Origin of the sequence: Demequina sp., assembly GCA_024707205.1 — a bacterium.
Taxonomy (GTDB): domain Bacteria; phylum Actinomycetota; class Actinomycetes; order Actinomycetales; family Demequinaceae; genus Demequina.
The window spans coordinates 108756-135601 of record JANQAD010000001.1 but is presented as its reverse complement, the minus strand read 5'-3'; the positions used below and the strand labels follow the sequence as shown (position 1 = coordinate 135601).

Genomic DNA, 26846 nt, shown 5'->3' with positions numbered 1-26846 from the left:
GGAGCACCACACCGCGCGAGTCCAGGACTCACATGCCTAATCCAGAGATGGCACGAGCCGAACAGTCGCTACGGCGTCCTCGTGTTGAGCCACATGTAGTCCGCGAGGGGCGCGCCCGCCTCAGTTACCTCAGGAGCCGCATCGCCAACCGCGTCGTGCACCAGGTTCCATCTCGACTTCACCTGCGCAGCCGTCAGTTTCCCCACCGCCCCCGAGTTCTTCGAAATCGGATACACCACGTGCCCATGGAGGCGATCGACCGTCACCGCGGTCCACCCGGCCTCCACGGAGACGTCATCGTCAGGCGACACCGTGAAGGTGGCGCGCAAGAGCACCCCATTGACGGATTCGGCATGGCCAACGGTCGAGGCGTCCTGGTTGGAGATGAAGTTGCCGAGGCCGTACGCGACCCACATGCCCTCGCCGTCCGGGCCGCCGTCGAGCTTGACGATGGGCTGCGGCACGTGGGCGTGGTGACCGATGTACAGGTCTACCAGCCCGGATTCCGCGATCTGCGAGGCGATCGACTTCTGCGTGGGGGTCGGCTGCGTCACGTACTCAACGCAGCAGTGGACCGACGCGATGACCACGTCGGCGCCCTCGCTGCGCGCCTCCTTCGCGGCGTCGAGGATGGGCGTCACGTCCGCCGCGGACGCGTCGAACACGTTGACCGACCACGGCTTGCCCGCGGGCACGGGGAGCCCGTTCAGCCCGTACGCATAGGAGATGTGCGCCACCGAGATAGTGCGCCCGCCCTCGGACACGAAGTAGTACTGCACCTGGGTCGACTCGTCCTTGGAGCGAGCCGTGCCCGCGTGCCCGAGCCCAGCCGCCTGGAACGCGTCCCCGGTGGCCTCGATCCCAGGGAAGCCGCGGTCCACGCTGTGGTTGGAGGCCGTGGAGCAGCCGTCCCAGCCCGCCTTGCCGAGGTCCTTCACGAGCGACGCCGGCGCGCCGAAGATCGGGTAGCCGGACGGCTTGGTGCCCTTGGGCGCCACGGGCGTCTCCATGTGGCAGATCGCGATGTCGGCGCCCGAGATGATGGCCTTCGTGGGCTTGAACTGCTTCGCGAAGTCATAGCCAGAGCCGCTCCGTGCCGAGTCCAGCACCGGCTGGTGCGGAAGCACGTCGCCCCCGGCGACCAGCGTGAACGTCACCGCGGGCACCGGCTTGATGGGGGGCGGCTGGATGGGCAGTGCGCCGCTGTCGGGAGCGGTCGTCGCGCCAGGGGTGCCCGACGCTATTGGCGACGTCGGCGTTTGGCTCGCCGCAGCGTCGGGCCCGTTGGGGGTCACGGCGAGCGCAACTCCCACACCCGCGACAGCGGCGATTACCAGCGCGAGCGCCGCTCCCAGTGATCTGCGCGCGCGCGAGGAATGCGCAGGACGGGGCTGGGTCATGGCGCCATTATCCAGGGCGCGGGGCGGCACCCATGGACGCCGCTATGGTGAGTGGCATGGATCGCCTGCCGAACTGGTTGACGTGGGCAAGGCTCGCGGCCGTGCCGATCGTCATGGTGCTGCTCGCGCTCGACGACGGGCGCGAGGGCGCCGACCGCTGGTGGGCGCTTGTCGTCTTCGTTGTCGCGGCGCTCACCGACTTCCTCGACGGCTACCTGGCGCGTCGCTGGCACGTGATCACCTCGTTCGGAAAGCTCGCGGACCCGCTCGCGGACAAGGCGCTCGTGCTCGGCACCCTGCTCATGCTGTGCATCACGGACGGCGTGCCGTGGTGGCCGCTCGTGATCCTGTTCGTGCGCGAGGTGGCGGTCACGGTCGGACGCCTGCGCGTTGCGCACACCGCCGTCATCCCCGCGTCCCGCGGCGGCAAGGTCAAGACCGTGCTGCAGCTCGTGTCGATCGGGCTGTACCTGCTGCCCGGCATGCCGCACTGGGTCGACGTCCTTGCCTGGTGGCTGCTCGTGGCATCGGTTGCGCTCGCCGTGATCACGTGGGTCGACTACGAGGCGCGGCTTGCCCGGGCGCGCCGGGCGGCGGCCGATGCTGCCTGAGGAGATCATCGCGAAGGCCGTTAGGGCGCGGCCTCACCATCGCGTGCGCGGAATCGGTGACGGGGGGCGCGGTGACGTCGGCGCTCGTGTCGGTTCCGGGCGCGTCCGACGCTGTGGCCGGGGGAGTGGTCGCGTACACCATCCCTGCCAAAGAGCGGGTTCTTGGAGTGGATCCCGCGGTGATCGAGGAGCACGGCGTGGTCAGCGAGGAGGTGGCGCTCGCTATGGCGCGGCGCGCGCGGGAGCTGTTCGGCGCCGACGTCGGGGTGGGGACAACCGGGGTCGCGGGCCCTGCCAGCCACGGCGGAAAGCCAGCTGGAACGATCTGTGTTGCGAGCGTCGGGCCTGGTGGCGAGCACGCGGCGACCGCCGTCCACGACGGCAGCCGCGGGGCCGTGCGAGAGGCCGCGGTGGCCGATGCGCTCGCGGCGCTCAATATCGCCCTGTGAGAAACCCATCAACAACGCGTATTAAGCGTGGAACAACCGTGAGGTAGTGTGCGTTGCGTAGATCATGATGAATGGTCAGAAGATGAGGGGAGGGCGAATGCCTGTTCTGCGCAATGAGATCGGTGACGTCCTCCGCGACGCGCGCCTGCTCCAGGGCAAGACCCTTCGGGACATCTCCTCGGATGCTCGCGTGTCTCTCGGGTACCTCTCCGAGGTGGAGCGCGGCCAGAAGGAGGCCTCGTCCGAGTTGCTCGCGTCGATCTGCGACGCTCTCGACGTGCCCATGTCCGCGATTCTCCGCGAGGTGTTCTGACCGATTCGCCGCCGCTGAGACGATGCGCGGTATGCCCGTCATGCCGACCATCCCTGACACCGTTCCGGAGCTGCTGAGCACGTTCCGCGGCCGCTGATGCGGCACAGCGAGTTCTGGGAACTCGCGGCCGAGGTCTTCGGTGACACATACGCGCCCACGCTGGCGCGCGAACTCGCTTTGACGTCGCTCGGATCGCTCACGCCCGCCGCCGCTCTCGATGCCGGCGTTCCCGCGCGGGACGTGTGGCACGCGTGGTGCGACGAGATGCAGGTGCCGCTCGCGCAGCGCGTGGGCGCAGACCGCCACCACACGGTGCCTCGACGGCGCTGAAGCGCGCTCGACACGCCCGGCGTGTCGCTTCCATTCGAACAGACGTTCGATTAATGTGATGTGCACAGGGCGATGCTCCTTCGGCGTTATCCACAGATCCGCCACGGCGCTTACGTCCCATGTCAGTGGCCGCGGCTAGCGTCGGGCCCATAGAGACAGACGGCAGCGATGCCACGAACGATGGGACAGGACATGGCGAACGCGGCGGACCGCTCCAAGGCGCTTGAGGCGGCACTCGGTCAGATCGACAGGCAGTTCGGCAAGGGCTCGGTCATGCGACTCGGCGAACACGAGCGGGTCGCCGTTGAGGCGATCCCCACGGGGTCGGTGGCGCTCGACATCGCGCTCGGCATCGGCGGACTGCCGCGCGGGCGGATCGTCGAGATCTACGGGCCCGAATCCTCGGGAAAGACCACCGTTGCGCTCCACGCGGTCGCGAACGCGCAGAAGGCAGGCGGCACCGCCGCCTTCATCGACGCCGAGCACGCGCTGGACCCCGAGTACGCGAAGAAGCTCGGCGTGGACACGGACAACCTCATCGTGTCGCAGCCGGACACCGGCGAGCAGGCTCTCGAGATCGCGGACATCCTGATCCGCTCAGGCGGCATCGACATCCTCGTCATCGACTCCGTGGCGGCCCTCGTGCCGAAGGCCGAGATCGAGGGGGAGATGGGCGACAGCCACGTGGGTCTGCAGGCACGCCTCATGTCTCAGGCGCTGCGAAAGATCACCGGCGCGCTCAACAACACGGGCACCACCGCGATCTTCATCAACCAGCTGCGCGAGAAGATCGGCGTGTTCTTCGGCTCGCCGGAGACCACCACGGGTGGCAAGGCGCTCAAGTTCTACGCCTCGGTTCGCCTCGACGTTCGCCGCATCGAGACGCTCAAGGAGGGCACGGAGCCCGTGGGCAACCGCACCCGCGTCAAGGTGGTCAAGAACAAGATGGCCCCGCCCTTCAAGCAGGCCGAGTTCGACATCCTCTACGGACAGGGCATCTCGAGCGAGGGCGGCATCATCGACCTCGGCGTCGAGACGGGCTTCGTCAAGAAGTCCGGCTCCTGGTACACGTACGAGGGCGACCAGCTTGGACAGGGCAAGGAGAACGCCCGTCAGTTCCTCAAGGACAACCCGCAGCTCGCGCAGGAGATCGAGGCCAAGATCAAGGCCAAGCTCGGCGTGGGCGCCGTAGAGCCTGGCGAGGAGTCGCAGGAGGTGCCCGCGACCGATGAGGTCGACGCCACGACGATCAAGGCGGCGATCGCCAAGGAAGACGCGCCCTTCTAGGGACCGCGCCTGACATGACTCGCGCTCGGCGGGAGGACGCCACCACGACCCCGGCGGACCCCGCCGAGCGCGCACGCGAGATCGCGCTGAGATCGCTCACCCAAGGGCCGCGGTCGTGCGCTCAGTTGCGGCAGAAACTCGTCGACAAGGACGTGGATCCGGCCCTCGCGGACTCCCTCATCGCCCGCTACGTGGAGGTGGGACTTCTCGATGACGCGACCCTTTCCGCGCAGATCGCGCGAACGCGGCACGCCGAGCGTGGTTTGTCCCCCCGCGCCATCCGCATGGAGCTGCAGCGCAAAGGCTTTACGCCCGCGGACATCGAGGCCGCCCTCGAGCCCATCCCCGATTCCATCGACGACCGTGCGGCCGAAATCGCCCGCAAGAGGTGGGTCTCGCTCGCCGGTCTCGACGAGGATAAGCGCACGCGGCGGGTGGTCGGGATGCTCGCGCGCAAGGGTTACTCGCCTTCGAACGCCTTTGCAGTCGTGAAAGACTGGCAACGTGCCGATAAGGCAGGTGTCGACTAGTCAGTTCCACGGGAGTCAGCCATGCCCAACGCCGCAGTGATCCTGCTGCTCCTTGGCGCGTCTCTTGTGGCCCTGCTGCTCGTCTTCTTCGCAAGACGAGAGGCGCAGGCCATTCGCGACGCCGCTCGAGAAGAGGTCGAGGCGCAGCGCGAGGACGCGCGAGCGATGATGGTCGAGGCGCAGCGCCGCGAGGAGCGGGTGTCGCAGCGCGAGAAGGACATCTCCGCGGATCAAAGGGCGCACCAGCAGTACGCGCGCCAGTTGGACGAGCGTGTCGCCGTGGTGAGCCGTGACGAGCGCCGCCTCGCCGATGAGCGAGCGAGCCTCGAGAAGGAGCTCACGCGGCGCATCTCCGAGGTGGCCGGGCTCTCCGCAGAAGAGGCGCGAGCGGAACTCGTGACGCGGTTGCGTGCCGACGCCGAATCCGACGCCGTCATCGAGCGCCGCAGGCTTGAGCGCGCGATGCACAAGGAGCTCGACGCGAAGGCGCGCGAGCTGATCGTCGAGGCGATGCAGCGGCAAGTGGGGTCGACCACGGCGCAGGCCGCGGTCACGTGGATCGATCTGCCCTCCGAGGAGATGAAGGGCCGCATCATCGGGCGCGAGGGCCGGAACATCAGGGCCTTCGAGGCGCTGACGGGTGTGAACGTGATCGTCGAGGAGGGTGTTGACGCCGTCCAGCTCTCGTCGTTCGACGTGGAGCGCAGGGAGATCGCGGAGGTGACGCTGCGCGCGCTGGTGGAGGACGGGCGCATTCAGCCGCACCGCGTGGAGCTTGAATACGCGAAGGCGGTCGGCGGCGCTCATCAGCGTCACATCGATGCGGGGCTCGACGCGATCACCGCGGTGGGCATCCGCGGTGTTGATCAGGAGATCATCGAGATCCTTGGGCGCCTGCGGCTGCGGAGTTCCTACGGCCAGAACGTGCTGGCCCACCTCGTGGAGTCCGCGATGGTGGCCGCCGCCCTTGCGGAGCTCGTTGGCGCGGACGTCGACGTGGCGCGCAGAGCCGCGTTCTTCCACGATCTCGGCAAGGCCTTCACGGGAGAGCGAGAAGGCACTCACGCCGCCATCGGGGCCGAGCTCGCGCGAGCTCACGGCGAAGAGGAGCCGGTGGTGCACGCGATCGCGGCCCATCACGATGAGGTGCCGCCGGAGACCGTCGAGGCGGTCATCGTTCAGCTGGCCGACGCCGTGTCTGCCTCGCGCCCTGGAGCGCGGCGCGAGGACCTCGACGGGTACCTCGAGCGCATGGAGTCCCTGGAGAAGTTCGTCGCCGAGCACACGGGCGTAACGCGCGCGCTCGCGATGTCCGCGGGGCGCGAGGTGCGCGTCGTCGTCGAGCCCACGGAGGTGGACGATGCGGGGGCTCAGGACCTGGCACGTACAATTGCCGAGCACATCAGCAAGGAATTCAACGTCCCCGGAGAGATCAAGGTGACCGTCATCCGCGAACTTCGCGCGGAGGCCGTCGCCCACTAGTTCAATGACAACTACCCCGCGATGACCGCAACCCCCACCTACGTCGTCAAGACGCTCGGCTGTCAGATGAACGTCCACGACTCCGAGCGCATGGCCGGCCTGCTCGAGGGCGCTGGCTACTCGGCCGCGCCCGCCGGTACCGAGATCGCCGACGTCGTGGTCATCAACACGTGCGCCGTCCGGGAGAACGCCGCCAACAAGCTGTACGGCAATCTGGGTCAGCTGGCCCACGCCAAGGAGCAGCGGCCCGGGATGCAGATTGCCGTGGGTGGCTGCCTTGCGCAGAAGGACCGCGGCGAGATCGTCGAGCGCGCGCCGTGGGTGGACGTCGTCTTCGGCACCCACAACATCGACGTGCTGCCGGTGCTCCTCGAGCGAGCGCGCCACAATGCTGAAGCTCAGGTGGAGATCGAGGAGTCTCTCAAGACGTTCCCGTCCACGCTGCCCAGCCGCCGGGACGCGATCGCTTCGGGTTGGGTGTCCATCTCCGTCGGCTGCAACAACACGTGCACGTTCTGCATCGTCCCCTCGCTCAGGGGCAAGGAGCGCGACCGGAGGCCGGGAGAGATCCTGGCTGAAGCGTCGGCCCTCGTTGCCCAGGGCGCCGTGGAGATCACGCTGCTCGGCCAGAACGTGAACTCATACGGCGTGGGCTTCGGCGACCGCGGCGCGTTCGCGAAGCTGCTGCGAGCGTGTGGCGAGATCGAGGGCCTCGAACGCGTGCGCTTCACGAGCCCGCACCCCGCGGCGTTCACCGACGACGTGATCGCCGCGATGGCTGAGACGCCCAACGTCATGCCGAGCCTGCACATGCCCCTCCAGAGCGGCTCCGACGCGGTGCTGCGCGCGATGCGCCGCTCGTACCGCTCGGAGAAGTTCCTCGGGATTCTTGATCGGGTGCGCGCCGCGATGCCCGACGCTGCCATCACCACGGACATCATCGTGGGCTTCCCTGGGGAGACCGAGGAGGACTTCCAGGAGACGCTGCGCGTGGTCGAGGCTTCGCGATTCAGCAGCGCCTTCACGTTCCAGTACAGCCCGCGGCCGGGCACTCCGGCGTTTGACCTGCCCGTGATTCCGAAGAACCAAGTGCAGGAGCGATTCGTTCGCTTGCTCGAACTGCAAGAGCGGATTGGGCTCGCGGAGAACCAGCGGGTCGTCGGCCGCACGGTGGAGCTGCTGGTGCTGGACTCCTCGGGCAAGGAGGTGGGCGGCCGCAAGGACGCCGAGCGCGCGCGACTCAGCGGCCGGGCGCCGGACAACCGATTGGTGCACTTCTCGGTGCCCACTCACTACGGGCCGGACGGTAGCCCGGCACCGCGCCCCGGCGACCTCGTCACCGTGGACGTCACCTACGCCGCCCCGCATCACCTCGTCGCGGACGGCGCCCTCGCGGGCGGCACCTACCAGGTGCGACGCACCCGCGCCGGTGATGTGTGGGACCAGGTGCAGGCCGGCGAGCACAGTCATGGGGATGGCGGCTGCGGCGACTCGTGCGGCACCGGCGCGGCGAGCGTCGGGGGACCCGTGGGGCTCGGGATTCCCGCGCTGCGGCCCGTGCAGTCGTGACCGACGCTCCGGTGGTCATCGCGATCGTCGGCGCCACGGCGTCGGGAAAGTCCGCGGTGGCGCTCGAAGTGGCGGAGCGCCTCGATGGCGAGATCGTCAACGCGGACTCGATGCAGTTCTACCGCGGCATGAACATCGGCACCGCGAAGCTTCCGCTGCGCGATCGGCGTGGCATCCCGCACCATCAGCTCGACACCCTCGATGTCCGTCAGGACGCGTCGGTGGCGCACTATCAGGAGTCTGCCAGGCGAGACATCGACGCGATCCACGAGCGCGGGCGCCGCGCGATCGTCGTCGGCGGCTCCGGGCTGTACATCCGCGCGCTGCTCGACGTCTTCGAGTTCCCTGGCACCGACCCACGGGTGCGCGAACGCCTGGAGCGCCGCGCGGCCGACGAGGGGCCGGGGATCCTGCACCGCGAGCTCGCCGCGCTGTGTCCCGAGGCGGCCGCCAAGATCCCGGCGCAGAACGTGAAGCGCATCGTGAGGGCGCTCGAGGTGATCGAGCTGACCGGCAGTCATGAGAGCTCGCTTCCGCGGCACACCTATGCGATTCCCGCCGTACAGGTGGGGCTGGCCATCCCGTACGAGGAACTCGACCCGCGAATCGCGGCTCGCGTGGAGCACATGTGGGAGCGAGGGCTCGTGGACGAGGTGCGCGACCTGGACGCGCGCGGCCTCCGCGAGGGAGTCACGGCCCGGCGCGCGGTCGGCTACGCGGAGACCCTGCGTCACCTCGACGGGGAACTGACGGCAGCGGAGACCCGCGAACTCATCAAGCAGCACACGCGCCGCCTCGCGCGAAAGCAGGCCCAATGGTTCCGGCCCGACCCAAGGGTGACGTGGGTGGACGCCCCGGCCACAGCGTCGGGCATATCCCAGGCGGCCGACGCTGTGGTTACGGCCGCCGCAAACGCCCACGTAATCTAGGCGCATGACCTCGATCGCCTTCACCAAGGGGCACGGCACAAAGAACGACTTTGTCTTGCTGTTCGACGAGGGCGGCGAGGTTGGACTGGGCCCGGACCTGGTGCGCTACCTGTGCGACCGCCGCGGTGGCATCGGCGGCGACGGCGTCATTCGCGCGGTGCGGGCGGGCAACGTCGCGGACGCGCGCGGCTTCGACCCAAACACGTGGTTCATGGACTACTGGAACTCGGATGGGTCCTTGTCTGAGATGTGTGGCAACGGCGCACGCGTCTTCGCCGCACTGCTCGAGCGCGACGCCGGGCTTGACCTGCGCGGCGGGCTGACGTTCGGCACGCGCGGGGGAGCGCGAACCGTCACCGCGCTCGGAGACGGGATGTACGCCGTTGGGATGGGAGAGTTCCGGCTCGGCAAGGCCCCGGAGGGCTTCGATTCCGAGGTCTCCGCGCACGGTCTCGACGCAATCCGGCCCGCACTGAGCGTAGATGTGGGCAACCCGCACCACGTGGTCGCGCTCGCGCACCTCGGCGAGCTCGAGGCGCTGGATCTGTCCGTGCCGCCGGCCGTGCATCCGGTGCCGCCGCGCGGGTCCAACGTGGAGTTTGTAGTGACGCTCGGCGGCGAGATTCGTGACGGCGTGGAGCGTGGGCGCATCCGCATGCGCGTCCACGAGCGCGGCTCTGGCGAGACGATGTCGTGCGGCACGGGCGCCTGCGCCGCGGCCCTGGCCGTGCGGTTCTGGGCCGGGCCCGACGCTCCCGACGTGTGGGATGTGGAGGTGCCCGGTGGGCTCGTCACCGCGCGCGTGCGCGGCACTCACGTGTCGCTTGAGGGCCCCGCGGTGCTTGTTGCCGAGGGAACCGTCACCCTTCCCGCATAGTCATGCTGCGCGCAGTCGCAGCACCCTGAAGCCTTTCGCGCTCGCGACCTTCTCCACCTCGCCCCACCCTTGCTCCGCGAGCCAAACGGCGAGGGAGTCCGCGCCCAGGTTGCGCTGCACCACGAGCCACGCCTCTCCTCCGGTGTTGAGCCGCGGCAGCCAGGTAGCCAAGAGGTCGTGCAGCGCGGCCTTGCCGATGCGGATCGGCGGGTTGGACCAGATGGTGTCAAACATCGCATTATCAGGGACGACGCTGGGCAGGCCTACGTGAACGCGGTCGCCAACGCCCGCCGTGGCCGCATTCCGGCGCGCCAGGTCCAGGGCGCGCTCGTTCACGTCGACGGCCGTGACCGTGACATCCGGCGAGGAGAGCGCAGCGGCGATCGCGATGGGCCCCCATCCGCAGCCGATGTCCAGCACCGTGCCGCGGGGCTCCGGCACCGTGCGCAGCAGCACCTGGGTGCCAAGGTCCACGTGATCGGGGGAGAAGATGCCGGGCGCGACCTCAAGCGAGAGGGACTTCCCTGCGAGAACCACGGAGATGCGTCGCCGCTCGTCCGCGGACGCGGGCTTAGCGCTGAAGTAGTGGTCCTCGCTCACGGCACGCGAGCCTACCGGCCATCCTGCTCGGCCTCGTGAGCGTCGGGCCGAAAGGACCAGCGCATCGCCGCCGCGAGCCAGGGAGCAGAACTCAGGACCACGAGCGCCAGTGCGAGCACCCACGGAGCCGGCGCCGACCACCCGATGAGCGCGGCGGCGACGGCGGCCCCGATCAGCAGCCACACGATCAGTTGGCGCGCCGCGGGATCCGCGCGGTACCGCTCGAGCGTGCCGAGCAGGGCCGCCATGGCCACCAGAAACAGTGAGAAGGCGCCCGCGAGCAGCCAGGCGGTGGCACGCGGCGTGTGAGGGTCGGTCGCATGGCCAACGAGAGACACGATCGCCGCGCCCACGGCCGCGATCGCAACAGAGATCGGGAGGTGCAGGTACATGAACGCGCCGATCCGCCCTGCCCGGTCTACGGGCAACTGCCTGCCCACCAGGTCGAAGTACAGCCACCAGATCGCGAAGCCAACGGCGATCGCTGCCGCCCCAGTGCCGATCGTGCGCGCGCCGAGGTCCGTCTCGGCCATGCCGTTGACCATTCCCGCGACCACCTCGCCGAGCACGATGATCGTGAAGAGCCCGAACCGCTCGGTGAGCGACGCCGATGAGACGATCGACCTGCGCGGCGCCGCGCTAGGGCGCAGGAACGACACGGAAGCGCCCGCCAGCAGCACCGCCGCGTACGCCGCCCATAACGCGAGCCTCGTCGCTTCGCCCACGAATACCGACCCGATCATCAGGGCCGCGCCCACCAGCAGCGCCGTGACCGTCGCGAGGGCGTTCGGCCGGTATTCGGGGCGATCGTGCTTGGCGACCCACACCCAGTGCCACGAGGTGAAGAGCAGGAACGCCGCGTAGGTCAGGGCGAAGCCCTTGGACGTCTCGCCGGCGGCCTCCGCGGCGTAGACCGCAAGCAGAGCGAGGATGCCCATCTCGACGAAGATGAGGGTGCGGGTGCGGCCGTCGTCCTTGCTGTGCAGCTCGTAGTAGAGCGACCCGTTGATCCACGCGAGCCACACGAGCGTCATGATCAGCGCGAATTGCCAGATCTGTTCCCACGCGACATCCTCGGCGAGGTGATGCGCGGCCCGCGCGATGACCACCACGAACACGAGGTCGTAGAACAGCTCCAGGAAGCTCACCTCTCGCGACGCAATGGTCTCGCCATGCAGGCGTGGGCGCTGCCAGAACCGTGCGAGGAAGTCGCGGAGCATGAGTTGAGGCTATCGGCCGGTATCAGCCCGACGCTGTGGATGGGTTGGGAGTCGTGTCACCCACGGGTGAGACAATGGAGGGTCATGTCAGAGCCAATCCTCGAAGATGAGATCCCGCCAAGCAGGGCCGACGCCGTGCTTGAGCGGGTGCTGTCGCGCGCCGGAACGGCCGTCGCCGAGGGCGGCACCGCGGTCACCGCGTACGACGGCGATCAACTCGAGCGCGAAGAGCGCGCGGCGCTGCGCCGCGTCGGCGGGCTGTCCACGGAGCTCGAGGACGTCTCCGAGGTCGAGTACCGGCAGCTGCGCCTCGAGAAGGTAGTTCTCGTTGGCCAGTACTCCCACGGCAATGCGGAGGACGCGGAGATCGCGCTGCGCGAGCTCGCGGCGCTCGCCGAGACCGCGGGATCCGAGGTGCTCGACGGCGTCCTGCAGCGTCGGCCCCATCCAGACCCGGCCACCTACATCGGCAAGGGCAAGGCGCAGGAGGTGAAGGAGATCGTGGCCGCAGTGGGTGCGGACACGGTCATCGTCAACGACGACCTTGCGCCCAGCCAGCGCCGCGCGCTCGAGGACGTCGTCAAGGTCAAGGTCATCGACCGCACCGCGCTCATCCTCGACATCTTCGCCCAGCACGCCAAGTCCAAGGAGGGCAAGGCGCAGGTGGAGCTCGCTCAGCTCGAGTACCTGCTGCCGCGCCTTCGCGGATGGGGCGAGTCGATGTCCCGGCAGGCGGGAGGCCAGGTGGGCGGAGCAGCCGCGGGCATGGGCTCTCGCGGGCCCGGCGAGACCAAGATCGAGCTGGATCGCCGCCGTATTCGCAACCGCATGGCGCAGTTGCGCCGCGAGATCAAGGGTATGGCGCCCGCGCGGGCCGTGCGCCGCGAGAAGCGCTTGGGGATGCCCAACGTCGCCATCGTCGGCTACACCAACGCCGGCAAGTCCTCGCTGCTGAACCGAATCACGGGCGCGGGGGTGCTCGTTGAGAACGCGCTGTTCGCCACGCTGGATCCCACGGTTCGCCGCTCGCAGACCCCTGACGGGCGCGAGTTCACCGTCTCGGACACCGTGGGCTTCGTGCGCGACCTCCCGCACCAACTTGTGGCCGCCTTCGCCTCCACGCTCGAGGAGGTCGCTCATGCCGACCTCGTCCTGCATGTCGTCGACGCGAGCCACCCGGATCCCGAGGGCCAGATTCGCGCCGTGCGCGAGGTGTTGGCCGATGTACCAGGTGCGTCACAGGTCCCCGAGGTGCTCGTGCTCAACAAGGCAGACATCGCCGAGCATGACGTCCTGATGCGGCTGCGCGCCCGTCCGGAGCCCACCATCGAGGTGTCCGCGCTCACGGGCGAGGGGCTCCCGGAACTGCTCACGCTGATCGCCGAGAAGCTCCCGCGCCCCGAGGTGCGCGTGGACGTGACCCTGCCGTATACGCGCGGGGACCTCGTTGCGGAGGCTCACTCGAAGGGCGAGGTCGTCTCCGAGCACCACGTGGCTGACGGCTACGAACTCGTCGCGCTCGTCAACGAGTCCCTCGCCGCGCGGATCAACGAAGCGGCGGCCAAACTCTCCGCGTCCCGTGACTGACGACCTCGCGCCGGAACGCGTCGAGGAGCTCCTGCGCACGGCCGTCGAGAGCCTCGGCGGAGAGACGCGCGAGGGCCAGCAGCACATGGCGGAGGCCGTGGCCAGCGCGCTCAACAACGGCGAGCACGCGCTGATCCAGGCGGGAACTGGCACCGGAAAGTCCCTCGGCTACCTCGTCCCTGCCGTCGCGCACGCGGTGGCCACCAACGAGCGCATCGTCATCTCAACAGCCACGCTCGCGCTTCAGCGCCAGATCTTCACCAAGGATCTCCCGTTGGTGCTCGACGCACTCGAGCGGCTCTGGGAGCCCGCCCCGCCGTCGGGCTGTTCAAGGGTCGTTCCAACTATCTGTGCGTGCACAAGATGGACGGCGGCTATCCGCCGGAGGATGACACCCTGCCCATCAACCTGGGTCCGACGAGCGAGCTCGGCAGGCAGGTGGCGAGGCTGCACGAGTGGGCCGCGGAGACCGACTCTGGGGACCGCGACGACCTCGTTCCCGGCGTGCCCGGCCGCGCGTGGGCGCAGGTCTCGGTGAGCGGGCGCGAGTGCCTCGAGAGCCGCTGCCCCGCACTGGAGCGCTGCTTCGCCCAACGGGCTCGGGACCAGGCGGCAGGGGCGCGCATCGTCGTGACGAACCACGCGGTGCTTGGGGTGCAGGCCACGAGCCACGACATGATCGGCGAGCACCAGGTGCTCATCGTGGACGAGGCGCACGAGCTGGTGCAGCGCATCACGTCGTCGGCGACGCATGAACTCACGGTGCTCTCCGTGGACAGGGCGTCGCGCAACGCCCGGCGTGTGGGAATCGCGACCGAACAGCTGGACAGGGCGGCACGCTCGCTTGATTCGGCGCTGGGCGAGGCGCGCATTGGCCGCGTGCGGGGAGAGCTGCCCGACGCTGTGGCCGACGCCCTTGAGCTGGTGCGCCAGAGCGCTCGCCAGGTATTGACAGGTCTTGGCAAGACGGACGCCGGCGCGGAGCTGCAGGGCCACGCGAAGGTGGCAACAGCGTCGGTCACCGAGGTGTTCGACGTGTGCGAGGAACTGCTGGAGACGTCCGGAAGTCACGTGATCTGGTTTGCGCCGCGGGACGGCGACTACGGCTCGAACGTCGCCGAGCGGATAGTCGCGGCGCCGCTCAATGTGGCGGCGACCATTCACGACAAGCTGCTCGCGGACCGGGCGAGCATCATGACCTCCGCGACGCTTGCTCTGGGGGGCAATTTCGAGGCCATTTCCAGGCATCTTGGCGTCGACGACGCCGTGACGCTGGACGCGGGCAGCCCCTTCGCCTACGAACGCCAGGGCATGCTCTATGTAGCGTCACACCTGCCGCGGCCCGGTCAGGGAGGAATTGGCGACGAGGCGCTCGACGAGCTGGCCGCGCTCATCGAGGCGGCAGGCGGGCGCACGCTGGGCCTCTTCTCCTCGCACAAGGCCGCGGTGACGGCTGCCGAGGCGATCCGCGAGCGGCTTGACGTCCCCGTGCTCTACCAGCTCGACGACCAGCTGCCCACGCTCATGAAGGAGTTCGCGGCGGACCCGCGCGCGTGCCTGTTCGGCTCCACCGCGCTGTGGCAGGGAATCGATGTGCCAGGGGCGACGAGCTCCCTGGTGGTCATCGACCGCATCCCGTTCCCCAGGCCCGACGACCCCATCACGCAGGCGCGCACCGAGCTCGTCGAGGAGAAGGGCGGCAACGGCTTCATGGCGATCAGCGCGACGCACGCGGCTCTGCTGCTCGCACAGGGCGCCGGCCGCCTCATCCGATCCGCGAGTGACAGGGGAGTGGTTGCCGTGCTCGACCCGCGCCTCGCGACGCAGAGATATGGCGGATTCCTAGCGCGTTCGATGCCGCCGCTGTGGCCCACCACGGACCGCGAGGTGGTGCTCGCGGCGCTGCGTCGTCTGGACGCCGAAGCCCAATAGGCTGTGTCCATGACCGAGTCCGACGAGTTCACCCGCGGCCAGGAGGCGGAGCGCGCGCGCTTCGCCGAGTACCTCGAGCACTTCGAGAAGGGCTCTAGAGAGCTCGCCGCGAAGGCCGAGTCGGATGAGTCCCGGGTCTACCAGACCACCATCGCGAACGCGATGCAGGCCATGCGTCAGGCGATCACCGGCGGCTTCCACTGGCAGGACGGCTGGCGGAAGTAACTACACCTTCCGCAGCACCGACACGACCTTGCCCATGATGCGCGCGTGCGTGCCGTCGATGGGCGTGTAGTTGGGGTTGTGCGGCATGAGCCACACCTGGCCGTCCTTGTTGCGGAAGGTCTTGACGGTGGCCTCGTCATCGAGCAGCGCGGCAACGATGTCGCCGTTCTCGGCCGTGTTCTGGCGGCGCACCACCACAAAGTCGCCGTCGCAGATGGCGGCGTCGATCATCGAGTCGCCGGACACCGTGAGCATGAACAGCTCGCCCTGGCCCGTGAGCTGACGCGGCAGCGTGACGACGTCTTCAACCGACTGCTCGGCGAGGATGGGGCCACCCGCAGCGATGCGGCCAACGAGCGGCACGTCCACGGAGCTATCGCTTCGGCCCGACGCTGTTGCCGGCAAGGTGACGACGTTGGGTTCGGCGGGGGGAGAGGCGGGCGCAGCGTCGGGCAGGACGACCTCGATGGCGCGGGGGCGGTGAGGGTCCCTGCGCAGGTAGCCCTTGGACTCGAGCGCCGAGAGCTGGTGCGTGACGGACGAGGTTGAGGTGAGGCCAACAGCCTCGCCGATCTCTCGCATCGACGGCGGGTAGCCGCGGTCGGTCACCGAGGCGCGGATGGTCTCGAGGATGAGGCGCTGGCGCTCGGTGAGGCCCTCGCCGTTGTCGACGTCCGGGAACTCATGCACGGTGCCGCTCATGTCCGCTCCGATCTCCTGCGTTGCAGCCCGGGCCCATGTCAGACCCCGGTGCTGTCCTTATGCCATGACGGTAGGGCAAACGCGAGGCCAAATCAAACATGTGTTCGATTTTCCTTGCGCGTGTCGCACCGGAGTGCTACAAATAGAACAGATGTTCGAACGAACACATGTTCGAATCGTGGAAGGTGAGAATCATGGCGATCTACGCTCCCAATACCCCGGTGGCGGTGGCACGGCGTGCCCGCACCCGCAGGGTCGTGCTGTTCGTCCTGTTCATCACCATGGCCGCGGTCTTCGGGCCCAAGGCCTTCGCCACCGACGCCAGTGCCGAGCCGGTTCAGCTCGACACGTACACGGTGAGCTCCGGAGAGACGCTGTGGTCCATAGCGGCGAACCTGACGCCTCAGGGCAGGGACGTTCGGGACACCATGGCGGCGATCCAGGAGGTCAACGCGATGGACAGCGCCCAGTTGCGGGCCGGGGAGCAGATCCTGCTTCCGCAGAGGGGCTGAATCACCGCTGCACTGAATTTCGTGGCCCGGCGCGACTAACGCGCCTGATGCGAGGCATGCCAGAGTAGGGGCATGCATTGTCCGTTCTGCCGTCACGCCGACACTCGCGTGGTCGACTCGCGCATCGCGGATGACGGCTCGTCGATCAGGCGCCGACGCGAATGCCCCAACTGCGGTCGGCGGTTCACCACCGTGGAGACGGCGAGCCTCACCGTCCTCAAGCGCTCCGGAGTGTCAGAGCCATTCAGCCGCGAAAAGATCGTCTCCGGGGTGAAGAAGGCGTGCCAGGGCAGGCCCGTCTCGGACGACGACCTCGCGGTGCTCGCCCAGAAGGTCGAGGAGGCTGTGCGCGCCAACGGCCAGGCGGAGATCAACGCCCTCGACATCGGTCTCGCGATACTCCCGCCGCTGCGCGAACTCGACGAGATCGCCTACCTGCGCTTCGCGAGCGTCTATCGCGCGTTCGACTCGCTCGAGGACTTCGAGAGCGAGATCACGCGGCTTCGCGAGGAAGACGCCGCGGGCGCCACTAGCGCGAACGACGAGGCTTAGGCTTCCCGCCCTGCTGCCGGCGCTGGCGCGCCTCCCGCTCGTAGTCGCGGGCCACGGCGTCAAGTTCTTCCTGGAACGCGTCTCGCCTCTGTGGGCGCCCCGCGCGCGCCTCCGTCGACCTCACGGCCGCTCGCGGATGGGAGCCCTTGCGCGAACCGGTCCGCCGGTCCTCGTTGCGCGCCGAGCGGGGCGGTTTCGGTGCCGCCACCGGCACGCCGCTCGGCGCCGACGCCCCTGTGAGGCGATCCACGAGCGCGAGAGAGTCGGCGTCTTCCCCGTGGATCTTGCGGAACTTGGGCTCTATGCGGCCCCGGCGAACATCCGGTCGGTCTGCTTGCGCTGGTGGGGCAGCACCATGGTGACGATGAGGCCAGACTCGCCCGCGCGGGCCGTGCGGCCGGCCCTGTGTGTGTAGTCCTTCGGATCGGTAGGCGGGTCGATCTGCAGCACGAGGTCCACGTGGTCAACGTGGATGCCGCGCGCTGCGACGTCCGTCGCCACAAGTACGGGGATGGTGCCAGCGCGGAAGCCCGTGATGGTCGCAGTCCGCTCCGCTTGCGGCTTGTCGCCGTGCAGCGCAACCGCGAGCACCCCGGCGGAGCGCATCTGCTCGGCGATGCGATCGGCCGCGAGCTTGGTCCGGACGAACGCAATGGTCCGGCCCTGCCGGTTGGCGATGCGCGCGGCCAGTTGGTACTTGAGGTGAGGCGGCACATTGAGCCCCACGTGATCCACGCGCGCCGGCCGCTCGCCAACGGTGACGTCGTGGAGCGCCGGCGAGTGCATCCACGTGTCCACGAGCTCCTCGACGTCGCCGTCGAGCGTCGCGGAGAACAGCAGCCGCTGGCCATCGCGCGGCGTGGCGCGCAGCAGTTCCGTGATCTCGTCCATGAAGCCCATCTGGGCCATGTGATCGGCCTCGTCGAGCACCGTGATGCGCACGGAGCCGAGATTCGCGTGACCGCGCCTCGTCAGGTCAGCGAGGCGCCCAGGGGTCGCCACCACGAGGTGCACACCGCGCTCGAGCGCGGCGATCTGCTTCGCCATCGACAGCCCACCCGCGACGAGCCGCAGCGAGACGCCCATCGCGTGCGCGTACGGCTCCAGCGCGTCGTTCACCTGCATGGCGAGCTCCCGCGTGGGAACCAGCACCATCGCAAGAGGACGCCGGGGGAGGGCTGCACCAGCGTCGGCCAGGCGCGCGAGGGTTGGCAGGCCAAAGGCGAGCGTCTTGCCCGAGCCCGTGCGCGCCTTGCCCAAGACGTCTCGCCCGGCCAGGGCGTCGGCGATGGTCGCCGACTGGATGGGGAACGCCTCGACCAGGCCAAAGCGGCCGAGCGCCGCGACGAGCGGGCCGGGCAGGCCCAGATCCGCGAAGCGAGCCGGGTCAGCGGCTATGAGAGCACCCTCAAGCGCACCGTCTCCGGCATTCCGGCGAGCGCGTCGACCGCGTCCCGCGTGAGCCCGGACGCGATGTCGGACACCACGTAGCCGAGCTCGCCGCGCGTGGCGAGCTGCTGGCCGTCGATGTTCACGCCGTGCTCCGCGAACACGCGGTTGACGGTCGCGAGCACGCCGGGCACGTTGATGTGGAGGTGGGCCACGCGGTGCGAGCCGGAGGCGGCGTCCGCGGAGAGGTTGGGCAGGTTCACCGAGAGGCCCGTGGAGCCGTTGTTGACGTAGTCGCGCAGGCGCGTGGCCACGAAGATGCCGATGTCGCGCTGCGCCTCCTCGGTGGATCCGCCGATGTGGGGCGTGAGGATCGTGTTCGGCAGGTTCTGGAGCGCGGAGACGAACGGGTCGCCCTTCTTCTTGGGCTCCTCGGGGAACACGTCAATGGCGCAGCCCCCGATCGCACCGGACAGCAGACCCTCGCGCAGCGCCTCAACATCCACGATGAAACCGCGTGAAAGGTTGAGGAACAAGGCCCCAGGCTTCATCGAGCGAAACTGGTGCTCGCCAAAGAACCCGGAGTTACCAGGGCGTCCGTCCACGTGGAGCGTGACGATGTCGGCCTCGCGCAGCAGCGCGTCGAGCGACTCCATCTTGGTGGCATTGCCGAGCGCGAGCTTCTCCGCGGAGTCGAAGAAGATGACGTTCATGCCGAGCGCCTCGGCGATCACGGACAGTTGCGAGCCGATGTTGCCGTAGCCGACGATGCCGAGCGTGCGCCCGCGGATCTCGTGCGCTCCCTCCGCCGACTTGTTCCAGATTCCCTGGTGCATGGACTTGTTGGCGTCGGGGAGGCGGCGCGTGAGCGAGATCATCTCGGACACGGCCATCTCCACCACGGAACGGGTGTTGGAGAACGGCGCGTTGAACGCGGCGACGCCTAGCCGGGCCGCGGCCGCGAGGTCGATCTGGTTGGTGCCGATCGAGAACGCCCCAACGGCGATGAGCGACGAAGCGGACTGCAGCACCCGCTCCGTCACCTGCGTCTTGGAGCGGATGCCGAGGAGCTCGACGCCCTCGAGGGCGGCGATGAGCTCCTCCTCGTCCATGGCGGCGACGTGGTTCTCGACCTCGATGCCGGAGGCTTCGAGGATCTCGGTGGCGCGGGGGGACAGGTTCTCAAGAAGGAGTGCTCGCACGGGCATATCTTCCCGTACGGGTCGCCCGTTTCCCAAATGGCCCGACGCTGGGGCTGGGTCAGGCGATTCCGGCTGGCAGATCCAGGGCGTGAACGAGCACAAGCTGCTGGGTCGGTCGCGTCATGGCGACGTAGAGGTCGCCCGGGCGCGCGGCCACCTCTGCGGGCTCCACGACCACCACGACATCGAACTCGAGCCCCTTGGACTCGAGGGGGTTGATGAGCGTGATGTCGGCGTTGCCGATCGCCGCCGCCAGGGCCGCGTGGCGCGAGTCATCGGCGATCACGGCGACGAGGCCGCCGCCGGTCGAGGCGAGGTCGCTCGCGATGCGTCGCGCCTCGGACGCGGCCCGCGTGTTCGCGTCGGCGTCATGAACGATGACGACGGAGTCATCCACTTCGCGAGCCGCGCTCAGTTCTGAGGCGGGCAGGCTGTGCGCGGCCGCAAAGGCCTGCGCCGCTCGCGCCACGGCCGCGGGGATGCGGTAGGAGATCGTGAGCTCGCGCAGGATCCACGACTGCCCGAACAGCGGGTCCATCGTCTCGGGCCACCAGCGCGTTCCCGCGGGGGCGCCCACCTGTGCCACGTCCCCCACGATCGTGAACGACCGCGTGGGGCAGCGGCGCAGCAGCATGCGCCACGCCATGGGGCTCAGCTCTTGGGCCTCGTCCACCACCACGTGGCCGTACGTCCACGTGCGGTCCGCCCACGCCCGCTCGGCCACGGACAGGCGAGACACGCCGCCCTGCATCCGCCGCGCCAGCGTCTCCGCATCCACCTTGATCATGGTGTGCGCGCCAAAACTCGCGATGACTTCCTTGGCGTAGTCGAGCTCTTCTTTCGTGGGCTTGGCGGGCCGTGCGGGGCCGCCGCCAGGCATGTCGCCAAGCAGCTCCGCCGCCTCGTCGAGGAGCGGCACGTCCGCGTCGGTGAAGGGCGCGTCGGCGGAGCGCAGCAGCAGCCGACGCTCGTGAGGCTCGAGCGACCGTGTCGCGTTTCCCAACAGGTGCGGCTTGGAGAACAGGTCACGCAGCAGCGTCTCGGGCGTGACGGGCAACCAGCAGAGGTTGATCGCGATCCGCAGGTTGCGGTCCTCACGGATATCGCGTTCGAGCTCGCGGCGGTCGTCCGCGTCGATCGACTCGCCGAGCTGCTCGGCGAGCTGTGCGGTGAGGCGAGAGATCATCTCCTTTGCGAAGCTCTGGCGAGCCTCGTTGTGGGGCTTGCCATCGCGTCGGGCACGCGCCTGGGCCTCGCGAACGTCATGGCGACGCAGCACGACGACCCGGCCGTCGATCCTGAACTCCTGATCGGCGCGCGGCACCCGCTGGCGCTCGCGGACGGCGGCGCGCACAACGTCGGCCATGGCAAGGCGACCCTTGAGCTCGGCGACGTCATCGCGCTCGTGGGCGGAGGTGTCCGTGCCGCGCACGAGCCCGCCGAGCGTGGTGGAGACGGTGCCCGTCTCGCCGAGCGAAGGCAGCACGTGGTCGATGTAGCGCAGGAACGACTGCGACGGACCGATGAGCAACACGCCGCGGCTCTCGAGGAGGGCGCGGTGCTGGTAGAGCAGGAACGCCGCGCGGTGCAGCGCCACGGCGGTCTTGCCGGTGCCGGGGCCGCCCTGGACCACGAGGGCGCCGGTCATGGGCGCGCGGATGACCGCGTCCTGCTCGGCCTGAATGGTGGCGACGATGTCGCCCATGCGACCCGTGCGGCGTGCGCCGAGCGCGGCAAGCAGCGCGCCCTCGCCCTGGAGAGTGTCCCCGAGCCCGGACTCCTCGAGCGCGTCCACATCGAGAACGTCGTCCTCGACAGCCGTGACGACGCGGCCCTGGGTGGTGAGGTGGCGGCGCTTGATGACACCGGAGGGGTTGGCTGCGGTCGCGGAGTAGAAAGCGCGGGCGGCGGGGGCGCGCCAGTCGGTGAGCAGGGGGGCGTGTTCAGCGTCGGACAGCCCGATGCGGCCAACGTAGAGAGTGTCGCCCGCCACCAGATCCAGGCGGCCGAAGCACAGCCGGTCCTCGACGGCGTCGAGCTGAGCGATGCGGTCCTCGTACAGCGTCGCGAACGCATCGCGCTCTGAGCGGTTCTGGGGTGAGCCGGAGGGGCCGCCGCGGCGAACGTCGGCGAGTCTCTCGCCGGCTTCGTCGCGCAAGGTATCGAGACGTGCGTAGAGCACGTCGACCACGCGCTGCTCGGCCTCGAGTCCTGCTTGCTGCGCCGTGGCGCCGCGATCGTCCTGCATATACCTATCCCTCTTGCGCTGCCTCGGCGCTCCCCGCGCCGAAAAGGCAGTTGTCAATTATCGCAGTAGTTGGGGGCTCGTGTGCACCACGTGTTCGCGCGCCGCGAGAACTGCGGTTGCCAGGAATATGCCGTGACACACTGGCCTTGGAGGTGTCATGAGCAAGCTGGTGACGTGGAACGCCGACGGTGTGGCCCAGTGGGCCGCAGAGGCACCTACGGAGGGGGCCGTCCTTGTGCACTCCCTGCGCGGCTTCCTCGACGCGGGCAAGGCGGGCGCGATCGTCGCCGAGCACCTGCGGAGCTTCGAGACCATCAACATCGCGAGCTTCGATATCGACAACCTGCTGGACTATCGCAGCCGACGTCCGGAGATGACGTTCTCGATCAACGAGTGGACGGCGTACGACGAGCCGTATCTCGACCTCGACATGGTGCGTGACGGCGCAGGAACGCCCTTCCTGCTGCTGCACGGCTTTGAGCCGGACGTGAAGTGGGAGCGCTATATCCGCGCGGTGCGCGGCATCGTCGACCGGTTGGGCGTTGGGCTCACCCTCGGCACCCACGGGATCCCCATGGCCGCGCCGCACACGCGCCCCATCTCGGTGACGGTCCACGGCACGCGGCAGGAGCTCTTGCCGGACACCCCCACGCTGTTCGGCACGGTGACCGTCCCTGCGTCCGCACAGAACCTCATGGAATACCGGTTCGGCCAGTGGGATCTGGCCGCGCTGAATGTGGCCGTTCACGTCCCGCACTACCTCGCGCAGTCCGCGTACCCCCAGGCCGCGCAGCGCGCGATCCTTGGCCTCGAGGACATCTCCGGCCTCGAGCTGCAGCCGGAGGATCTCGACGAGGCCGCCGCTCGCGCCCAAGTGGAGATCGACCGTCAGATGGGCGAATCGGAAGAGATTCAGCAGCTCGTCGGCGTGCTTGAGGAGCAGTACGACGCCTTCGTCGAGGCCCGCGGGGAGGGGTTGCCGGTGGACGGAGAGCTGCCCTCAGCGGACGAACTTGGCGCAGAATTTGAGAAGTTCCTCGCACAGCAGCGTTGGGATCAACCCCCAAACGCGTAATCCATGCCATGCTTATACCTGGTTGAACGTAGTGTGCAAGAACCGGTCTGTGACTTGGGACGCGGCATTGCTGAAACGAGCGGGCACGCAGTGTGCCTGCTTCCCGTCCCGGGCAGTACAGATTAAGGAAAGTTCATGGCACAGGGTTCTGTGAAGTGGTTCAACGCTGAGAAGGGCTACGGCTTCATTGCGCAGGACGGCGGCGGCGCCGACGTCTTCGTGCACTACTCGGCAATTCAGTCCGACGGCTACAAGTCGCTCGAAGAGGCGCAGCGCGTCGAGTTCGAGGTGACGCAGGGACCGAAGGGTCCCCAGGCGGAGTCCGTCCACATCATCTAGTCTCACGAGACTCGACGGCCGTCCCCTCCTTCGTGGAGGGGCGGCCGTTGTCGTTGCTGCCGTTGTTGTTGCAGCGCCTAGGGCCAGTTGGGAGTCACTCCCGTCGGCAACGGGGCCGACGCTGCATACCTCGTGAGCGCCCGCGTCAGCTCCGCGTCCGGTTCCGTTCGCGCGACGAGCACCACGTTCCCACGCCTCTTGCGCTTCAGCACCGCGTGCTCGCCGACCGCGACCGTGCCCGCGAAGCCGGCGGGCGCCTCGCGCTCGGCCACGCCGGGAACCACCGCGAGGTTCGCCACCACCATCCCGCCGGGCCGCAGCACCCGCCTCGCGTGATCCCACCATTCGGCTCCCGTGAGATGCTCGGGCACCGCGTCGCCCGCGAAGGCGTCACGCACGATGAGATCGAGACTGGCGTCTCCACGCTCGGCGAGCGCGGCCAACCCGTCCTGTGCCCGCACCCTGAGGCGAGGGGCGCGCGGAAGGTCCCACCAGCGTCGGGCCATCTCGGCAAGGGTGACGTCAACGTCAACCGCGATGTGGCGGGACTGGGGATGCGTGTGTGCGAGGTGGCGCGGCAGCGTACACGCCGCCGCGCCAACGTGGAGTGCGAGCCAGGCGTGATCGTCGCGGGCGCCGTCCCACGCGGCGATCGCGGCGGCCTCGTGCTGCATGTACTCGAAGTCGAGCTCGAAGTCGCTGCGCAGGGTGGATGAGGGCACGCCGTTCACATAGACGGTGACGCTGCCGTCCGCCTCGTCTCGAAGCTCCACCATGCCCGTGGCCACGGTGAGGGGTTCCCCACGCGGTACGCCCTCAGCGAGCACGGGGCGCGCAGGGGAACGTCGAGCGGAGGCCACCCGTTGACCATAGCGAGGTTGGGCAGGCGCCGCGTTGAGGGGTGGCACCACTGGCACCCGACAATCTAGACTGAGGGTACTTGGCGCGAAGGGAGGTCCGCATGCCACTGTCGGAATACGAGCAGCGCGTTCTTGATCAGATGGAGCGCGATCTCGGCGCGGACCCGAAGCTCAACTCCGCCATGTCCAAGTCGGTGCGCCCACGCGGCCGCTGGACGTTCGCCTTCATCGGCATCGTTGCTGGTCTCGGCGTTCTTGTCGCGGGCGTGATGGCCCAGCTGACGGTCGTGGGCGTGCTCGGTTTCGCGATCATGCTGGCGTCCGCGCTGTGGGGCATGCTCGCTCCCACGAAGTCCGCGGCCAAGGCCGGCGGCGCCTCTGGGGCCGCGCCGCGCAAGGCCAAGCGTCAGGGTTTCATGAATCGCGTCGAGGAGCGCTTCGAGCGTCGACGCGATCAGAACGACTTCTGAGCGCCTCGCTCGTCTGCGCGGCAACCGCGTTCACCCTCTCCGTGAGCCATTCCTGGCCCGGCACGTCCGCTTCGCTCGGTGGCGCGTACCGGTGATCACTCACCGCATCGCGCAACTCGTGCAGCGCCGTCGCCCCATGCTCATCCAGGGCGCTGTCCGACGCTGCTAGCTCGTGCTCAAGGCGCGAAGCCGCCTCAATCGGCGTGAGGCTGCGCGACCACCGCAGCGGCTCCGGGAGATGCTCCCGCAGCGACTCCCACGCGGCCTCGGGGCCGTGCGCGGCGGCGTGCGCCACCGAGCGGCGGCGCAGCATCCAGACCGCGTAGGCCGCGCCGAGCAGAAGCAGCACCACCGCGGCGAGCGCCCACCACGGGACCCCGGCGTCCGCGGAGCCGTCCGAGATCGCCGACGAGGAGGTGGGGAGGGCCGTCTGCGGGTTGTTGCTCGGCACCGTCGTGGGGATCGGCACGTTGGAGGGGATGGGCGCGTTGCCCGTGCCGCTGTTCTCCAAGGTGTACGAGGGCGCGACACCGGTCTGGACCGCAGGCGTGGGCTCGAAGCGAACCCAGCCCTGGCCGGGGAAGTAGAGCTCGGGCCAGGTGTGCGCGTCTCCGCCGAGCACCTGCCAGACGTCGTCATCCGAGAGCTGGCCGCCGAGGTAGCCAAGACCGAGCCGTGCGGGGATGCCGAGCGATCGCGCGAGCATCACCATCGTCGTCGCGAAGTGCACGCAGTAGCCGTGCTTGGAGTCGAGGAACTGCGATACGGCGTCACCGCTGCGCACGGGCTCCACAGAGGTGTCGTAAGTGAAGTTGTCGCTGTTGCGCAGATAGTTCTGCAGCGCGACTGCCTCATCGAACTGCGTGCCGGCGTCCTCGGTGATGTCTCGCGCGAGGTTGGTGATGCGGCCGATGTCCACGGACGTGGGGATCTCCGTGTAGCTGGCGCTCACCGAGTCCGTGCCGGCGTCTATCGCGGACTGGCTCTCCTTGAGGCTGTCCTCGGTGAAGTAGTCGAGCGCGGTCACCACCGAGTACTGCAGCCCCTTGGAGCTACCCTTCGCCGTAATGACCTCGTCGCGAGACGGCGAGTACTGCCAGTTCTGGGGAACGTCGACGCTGCGCGGGAAGGTGGGCAGCGGCAGGTTGCGCTCGGCACTGTTGACGAGATCGATGGACAGGATCACGTGATCAAGGTCGTCCCAACCCGTGACCTCCTGCGGCCACAGCACACCGGACGCCGCGGGGACAAGGTCGGTCGCGTCGTCCTTCTCGCGCGTCCAGGTGACCCCGTCGAAGTCGCGCAGCGTGTACAGCCTGAGCGTGGGAGGGTGCTGGCCGGACGAGACGTAACTGAACACGACTTGCGCCGAGTTCACCGTCAGGGACTTGCGCAGGTCGAGCGCGAGGTCGAGTCGAGTCGACGTCTCGAGCGACGACGGCGCGTTGAAGCGCGGTATCGCTCCCCAGCCGTTTCCGCCGACGGCCGCGGGGGCGATGATCACGGCGACGAGGAGGGCCGCCGTACTCGCGAGGACCGCTCCCGTGATGGGCGTGGACCGGTTGGATGCCGACGAGGATCGCGCCGCACCCATCGCGATCATCCAGCACGCAGCCGTGGCGAACAGCGCCCACATGGGCACCTGGTACTGCAGGAAGATCGCCGGGGTCCAGGGCAGTATCAGCACGATGCCGGACAGCGCGACGGCCCTCCACGACGCCGCGAGGTGATCGGCGACGACGAAGATGGCCACGGCGAATCCGGTTACGAGCGCGGACAGTTCCACGGTGACCGTTGCCGGCGCCGGGGTGCTCGCGGCGTAGGAGGCGCCTTCGGCGATGGCATCCCACAGGGCCCCGAGGGCCGACGGCGTTGGCAGCAGGTGCTTGCTGCCGTCCTCCCTGACGGCGAAGAGGGGGATCATCGCGATGACGGCGGCGGCAAGCGCCGCGATCGACGGCAAGAAGCGCGAGCGGGACGCCGCGCGGACCACAAGGTCGGCGGCGCACGAGATCGCGATCACGAAGGCAACCGTGCGCAGCCAGCCTCCGCCCTCCAGGAGCGTGCTGAGGGCGAGCATCGCGACCAGCGTGCCAACCGCCATGAGCACGGTGACGCTCCACGGCGCCCGGCTAGTGTTCATTCGATCGCCTCAG

26 protein-coding genes and 1 pseudogene are annotated in these 26846 nt (G+C 68.8%); 18 read left to right on the top strand and 9 right to left on the bottom strand.

Features of this window, described 5'->3' with window-relative positions; all coding sequences use genetic code 11:
* Nucleotides 1–68 precede the first annotated feature (68 nt).
* Nucleotides 69–1400, bottom strand: coding sequence for a CapA family protein (locus NVV57_00685; protein ID MCR6711276.1), 1332 nt, complete (start codon nt 1398–1400; stop codon nt 69–71).
* Between the two features lie 56 nt (nt 1401–1456).
* Here NVV57_00685 and pgsA point away from each other — a divergent pair, with 56 nt between their 5' ends.
* The 10 genes and pseudogenes from pgsA to dapF all read left to right on the top strand — a co-directional run bounded on the left by pgsA (nt 1457) and on the right by dapF (nt 9777).
* On the top strand, nt 1457–2011 hold the full coding sequence (gene pgsA, locus NVV57_00680) for a CDP-diacylglycerol--glycerol-3-phosphate 3-phosphatidyltransferase (GenBank protein MCR6711275.1): 555 nt from the start codon (nt 1457–1459) through the stop codon (nt 2009–2011).
* Nucleotides 2008–2460: a nicotinamide-nucleotide amidohydrolase family protein gene (locus NVV57_00675; protein MCR6711274.1), complete on the top strand. Its 453-nt coding sequence runs from the start codon at nt 2008–2010 to the stop codon at nt 2458–2460. Before pgsA ends, NVV57_00675 begins: the two co-directional genes overlap by 4 nt.
* 97 nt (nt 2461–2557) lie before the next feature.
* Nucleotides 2558–2870 (top strand): annotated as a pseudogene (locus tag NVV57_00670) (helix-turn-helix domain-containing protein).
* Nucleotides 2870–3103, top strand: coding sequence for a DUF3046 domain-containing protein (locus tag NVV57_00665; GenBank protein ID MCR6711273.1), 234 nt, complete (start codon nt 2870–2872; stop codon nt 3101–3103). Before NVV57_00670 ends, NVV57_00665 begins: the two are co-directional and overlap by 1 nt.
* 192 nt (nt 3104–3295) lie before the next feature.
* Nucleotides 3296–4390 (top strand): recombinase RecA, encoded by a 1095-nt coding sequence (gene recA, locus NVV57_00660; protein MCR6711272.1) that lies wholly within the window; start codon nt 3296–3298, stop codon nt 4388–4390.
* Nucleotides 4391–4404: 14 nt separating this feature from the next.
* Entirely contained in the window at nt 4405–4920 is a 516-nt protein-coding gene (locus NVV57_00655; GenBank protein ID MCR6711271.1) for a recombination regulator RecX, read from the top strand.
* Between the two features lie 21 nt (nt 4921–4941).
* A complete protein-coding gene (gene rny, locus NVV57_00650; protein MCR6711270.1) occupies nt 4942–6402 on the top strand; it encodes a ribonuclease Y in 1461 nt (486 codons plus the stop codon).
* A gap of 21 nt (nt 6403–6423) precedes the next feature.
* Nucleotides 6424–7971: a tRNA (N6-isopentenyl adenosine(37)-C2)-methylthiotransferase MiaB gene (gene miaB / locus NVV57_00645; GenBank protein MCR6711269.1), complete on the top strand. Its 1548-nt coding sequence runs from the start codon at nt 6424–6426 to the stop codon at nt 7969–7971.
* On the top strand, nt 7968–8900 hold the full coding sequence (miaA, locus tag NVV57_00640; protein ID MCR6711268.1) for a tRNA (adenosine(37)-N6)-dimethylallyltransferase MiaA: 933 nt from the start codon (nt 7968–7970) through the stop codon (nt 8898–8900). Before miaB ends, miaA begins: the two co-directional genes overlap by 4 nt.
* 4 nt (nt 8901–8904) lie before the next feature.
* Nucleotides 8905–9777: a diaminopimelate epimerase gene (gene dapF, locus NVV57_00635; protein MCR6711267.1), complete on the top strand. Its 873-nt coding sequence runs from the start codon at nt 8905–8907 to the stop codon at nt 9775–9777.
* On the opposite strand, the gene NVV57_00630 is transcribed toward dapF, so the two are convergent.
* Together NVV57_00630 and NVV57_00625 are read right to left on the bottom strand one after the other, a co-directional pair.
* Nucleotides 9778–10377 (bottom strand): methyltransferase, encoded by a 600-nt coding sequence (locus tag NVV57_00630; protein MCR6711266.1) that lies wholly within the window; start codon nt 10375–10377, stop codon nt 9778–9780.
* A gap of 11 nt (nt 10378–10388) precedes the next feature.
* Nucleotides 10389–11597 carry a low temperature requirement protein A gene (locus tag NVV57_00625; GenBank protein ID MCR6711265.1) on the bottom strand — a complete coding sequence of 403 codons (1209 nt, stop codon included), beginning with the start codon at nt 11595–11597 and terminating at the stop codon, nt 10389–10391.
* Nucleotides 11598–11681: 84 nt separating this feature from the next.
* On the opposite strand from NVV57_00625, the gene hflX reads away from it, so the two are divergent.
* The 3 genes from hflX (at nt 11682) to NVV57_00610 (ending at nt 15341) form a co-directional block, all read left to right on the top strand.
* Nucleotides 11682–13184: a GTPase HflX gene (gene hflX, locus NVV57_00620; GenBank protein ID MCR6711264.1), complete on the top strand. Its 1503-nt coding sequence runs from the start codon at nt 11682–11684 to the stop codon at nt 13182–13184.
* A gap of 363 nt (nt 13185–13547) precedes the next feature.
* Nucleotides 13548–15116, top strand: a complete 1569-nt coding sequence (locus tag NVV57_00615; GenBank protein MCR6711263.1) for an ATP-dependent DNA helicase — start codon at nt 13548–13550, stop codon at nt 15114–15116.
* Nucleotides 15117–15125: 9 nt separating this feature from the next.
* Nucleotides 15126–15341 (top strand): hypothetical protein, encoded by a 216-nt coding sequence (locus NVV57_00610; GenBank protein ID MCR6711262.1) that lies wholly within the window; start codon nt 15126–15128, stop codon nt 15339–15341.
* Here NVV57_00610 and lexA read toward each other — a convergent pair whose 3' ends face one another.
* Nucleotides 15342–16043, bottom strand: coding sequence for a transcriptional repressor LexA (lexA, locus tag NVV57_00605; protein MCR6711261.1), 702 nt, complete (start codon nt 16041–16043; stop codon nt 15342–15344).
* 194 nt (nt 16044–16237) lie between these two features.
* Between lexA and NVV57_00600 the strand changes: the two genes are divergently transcribed.
* Nucleotides 16238–16555, top strand: a complete 318-nt coding sequence (locus NVV57_00600; protein ID MCR6711260.1) for a LysM peptidoglycan-binding domain-containing protein — start codon at nt 16238–16240, stop codon at nt 16553–16555.
* Between the two features lie 72 nt (nt 16556–16627).
* Nucleotides 16628–17107, top strand: coding sequence for a transcriptional regulator NrdR (nrdR, locus tag NVV57_00595; protein ID MCR6711259.1), 480 nt, complete (start codon nt 16628–16630; stop codon nt 17105–17107).
* A 300-nt stretch (nt 17108–17407) separates the two neighbouring features.
* On the opposite strand, the gene NVV57_00590 is transcribed toward nrdR, so the two are convergent.
* From NVV57_00590 to NVV57_00580, 3 genes are all read right to left on the bottom strand, one after another.
* Entirely contained in the window at nt 17408–18412 is a 1005-nt protein-coding gene (locus tag NVV57_00590) for a DEAD/DEAH box helicase (GenBank protein MCR6711258.1), read from the bottom strand.
* Between the two features lie 89 nt (nt 18413–18501).
* Entirely contained in the window at nt 18502–19704 is a 1203-nt protein-coding gene (gene serA / locus NVV57_00585) for a phosphoglycerate dehydrogenase (GenBank protein ID MCR6711257.1), read from the bottom strand.
* Nucleotides 19705–19756: 52 nt separating this feature from the next.
* Nucleotides 19757–21946: an AAA family ATPase gene (locus tag NVV57_00580; protein MCR6711256.1), complete on the bottom strand. Its 2190-nt coding sequence runs from the start codon at nt 21944–21946 to the stop codon at nt 19757–19759.
* A gap of 157 nt (nt 21947–22103) precedes the next feature.
* On the opposite strand from NVV57_00580, the gene NVV57_00575 reads away from it, so the two are divergent.
* Entirely contained in the window at nt 22104–23021 is a 918-nt protein-coding gene (locus NVV57_00575) for a PAC2 family protein (GenBank protein MCR6711255.1), read from the top strand.
* Between the two features lie 135 nt (nt 23022–23156).
* Entirely contained in the window at nt 23157–23360 is a 204-nt protein-coding gene (locus NVV57_00570; protein ID MCR6711254.1) for a cold-shock protein, read from the top strand.
* 77 nt (nt 23361–23437) lie between these two features.
* Here NVV57_00570 and NVV57_00565 read toward each other — a convergent pair whose 3' ends face one another.
* A complete protein-coding gene (locus NVV57_00565; GenBank protein ID MCR6711253.1) occupies nt 23438–24220 on the bottom strand; it encodes a fused MFS/spermidine synthase in 783 nt (260 codons plus the stop codon).
* A 101-nt stretch (nt 24221–24321) separates the two neighbouring features.
* Here NVV57_00565 and NVV57_00560 point away from each other — a divergent pair, with 101 nt between their 5' ends.
* Entirely contained in the window at nt 24322–24690 is a 369-nt protein-coding gene (locus NVV57_00560) for a DUF3040 domain-containing protein (protein MCR6711252.1), read from the top strand.
* On the opposite strand, the gene NVV57_00555 is transcribed toward NVV57_00560, so the two are convergent.
* Nucleotides 24635–26833, bottom strand: a complete 2199-nt coding sequence (locus tag NVV57_00555) for a DUF3488 and transglutaminase-like domain-containing protein (GenBank protein MCR6711251.1) — start codon at nt 26831–26833, stop codon at nt 24635–24637. The genes NVV57_00560 and NVV57_00555 overlap by 56 nt on opposite strands.
* Between the last annotated feature and the right edge of the window lie 13 nt (nt 26834–26846).

Excerpts from the sequence above, each read along its gene's own strand:
- dapF (MCR6711267.1), top strand. The coding sequence starts at position 8,905 with ATGACCTCGATCGCCTTCACCAAGGGGCACGGCACAAAGAACGACTTT.
- hflX (MCR6711264.1), top strand. The coding sequence starts at position 11,682 with ATGTCAGAGCCAATCCTCGAAGATGAGATCCCGCCAAGCAGGGCCGAC.
- NVV57_00665 (MCR6711273.1), top strand. The coding sequence starts at position 2,870 with ATGCGGCACAGCGAGTTCTGGGAACTCGCGGCCGAGGTCTTCGGTGAC.
- NVV57_00600 (MCR6711260.1), top strand. The coding sequence starts at position 16,238 with ATGGCGATCTACGCTCCCAATACCCCGGTGGCGGTGGCACGGCGTGCC.
- NVV57_00685 (MCR6711276.1), bottom strand. The coding sequence starts at position 1,400 with ATGACCCAGCCCCGTCCTGCGCATTCCTCGCGCGCGCGCAGATCACTG.
- NVV57_00615 (MCR6711263.1), top strand. The coding sequence starts at position 13,548 with ATGGACGGCGGCTATCCGCCGGAGGATGACACCCTGCCCATCAACCTG.
- miaB (MCR6711269.1), top strand. The coding sequence starts at position 6,424 with ATGACCGCAACCCCCACCTACGTCGTCAAGACGCTCGGCTGTCAGATG.
- NVV57_00570 (MCR6711254.1), top strand. The coding sequence starts at position 23,157 with ATGGCACAGGGTTCTGTGAAGTGGTTCAACGCTGAGAAGGGCTACGGC.
- nrdR (MCR6711259.1), top strand. The coding sequence starts at position 16,628 with ATGCATTGTCCGTTCTGCCGTCACGCCGACACTCGCGTGGTCGACTCG.
- NVV57_00655 (MCR6711271.1), top strand. The coding sequence starts at position 4,405 with ATGACTCGCGCTCGGCGGGAGGACGCCACCACGACCCCGGCGGACCCC.
- NVV57_00610 (MCR6711262.1), top strand. The coding sequence starts at position 15,126 with ATGACCGAGTCCGACGAGTTCACCCGCGGCCAGGAGGCGGAGCGCGCG.
- recA (MCR6711272.1), top strand. The coding sequence starts at position 3,296 with ATGGCGAACGCGGCGGACCGCTCCAAGGCGCTTGAGGCGGCACTCGGT.
- pgsA (MCR6711275.1), top strand. The coding sequence starts at position 1,457 with ATGGATCGCCTGCCGAACTGGTTGACGTGGGCAAGGCTCGCGGCCGTG.
- lexA (MCR6711261.1), bottom strand. The coding sequence starts at position 16,043 with ATGAGCGGCACCGTGCATGAGTTCCCGGACGTCGACAACGGCGAGGGC.
- NVV57_00625 (MCR6711265.1), bottom strand. The coding sequence starts at position 11,597 with ATGCTCCGCGACTTCCTCGCACGGTTCTGGCAGCGCCCACGCCTGCAT.
- NVV57_00555 (MCR6711251.1), bottom strand. The coding sequence starts at position 26,833 with ATGAACACTAGCCGGGCGCCGTGGAGCGTCACCGTGCTCATGGCGGTT.
- NVV57_00580 (MCR6711256.1), bottom strand. The coding sequence starts at position 21,946 with ATGCAGGACGATCGCGGCGCCACGGCGCAGCAAGCAGGACTCGAGGCC.
- NVV57_00575 (MCR6711255.1), top strand. The coding sequence starts at position 22,104 with ATGAGCAAGCTGGTGACGTGGAACGCCGACGGTGTGGCCCAGTGGGCC.
- rny (MCR6711270.1), top strand. The coding sequence starts at position 4,942 with ATGCCCAACGCCGCAGTGATCCTGCTGCTCCTTGGCGCGTCTCTTGTG.
- serA (MCR6711257.1), bottom strand. The coding sequence starts at position 19,704 with ATGCCCGTGCGAGCACTCCTTCTTGAGAACCTGTCCCCCCGCGCCACC.
- NVV57_00560 (MCR6711252.1), top strand. The coding sequence starts at position 24,322 with ATGCCACTGTCGGAATACGAGCAGCGCGTTCTTGATCAGATGGAGCGC.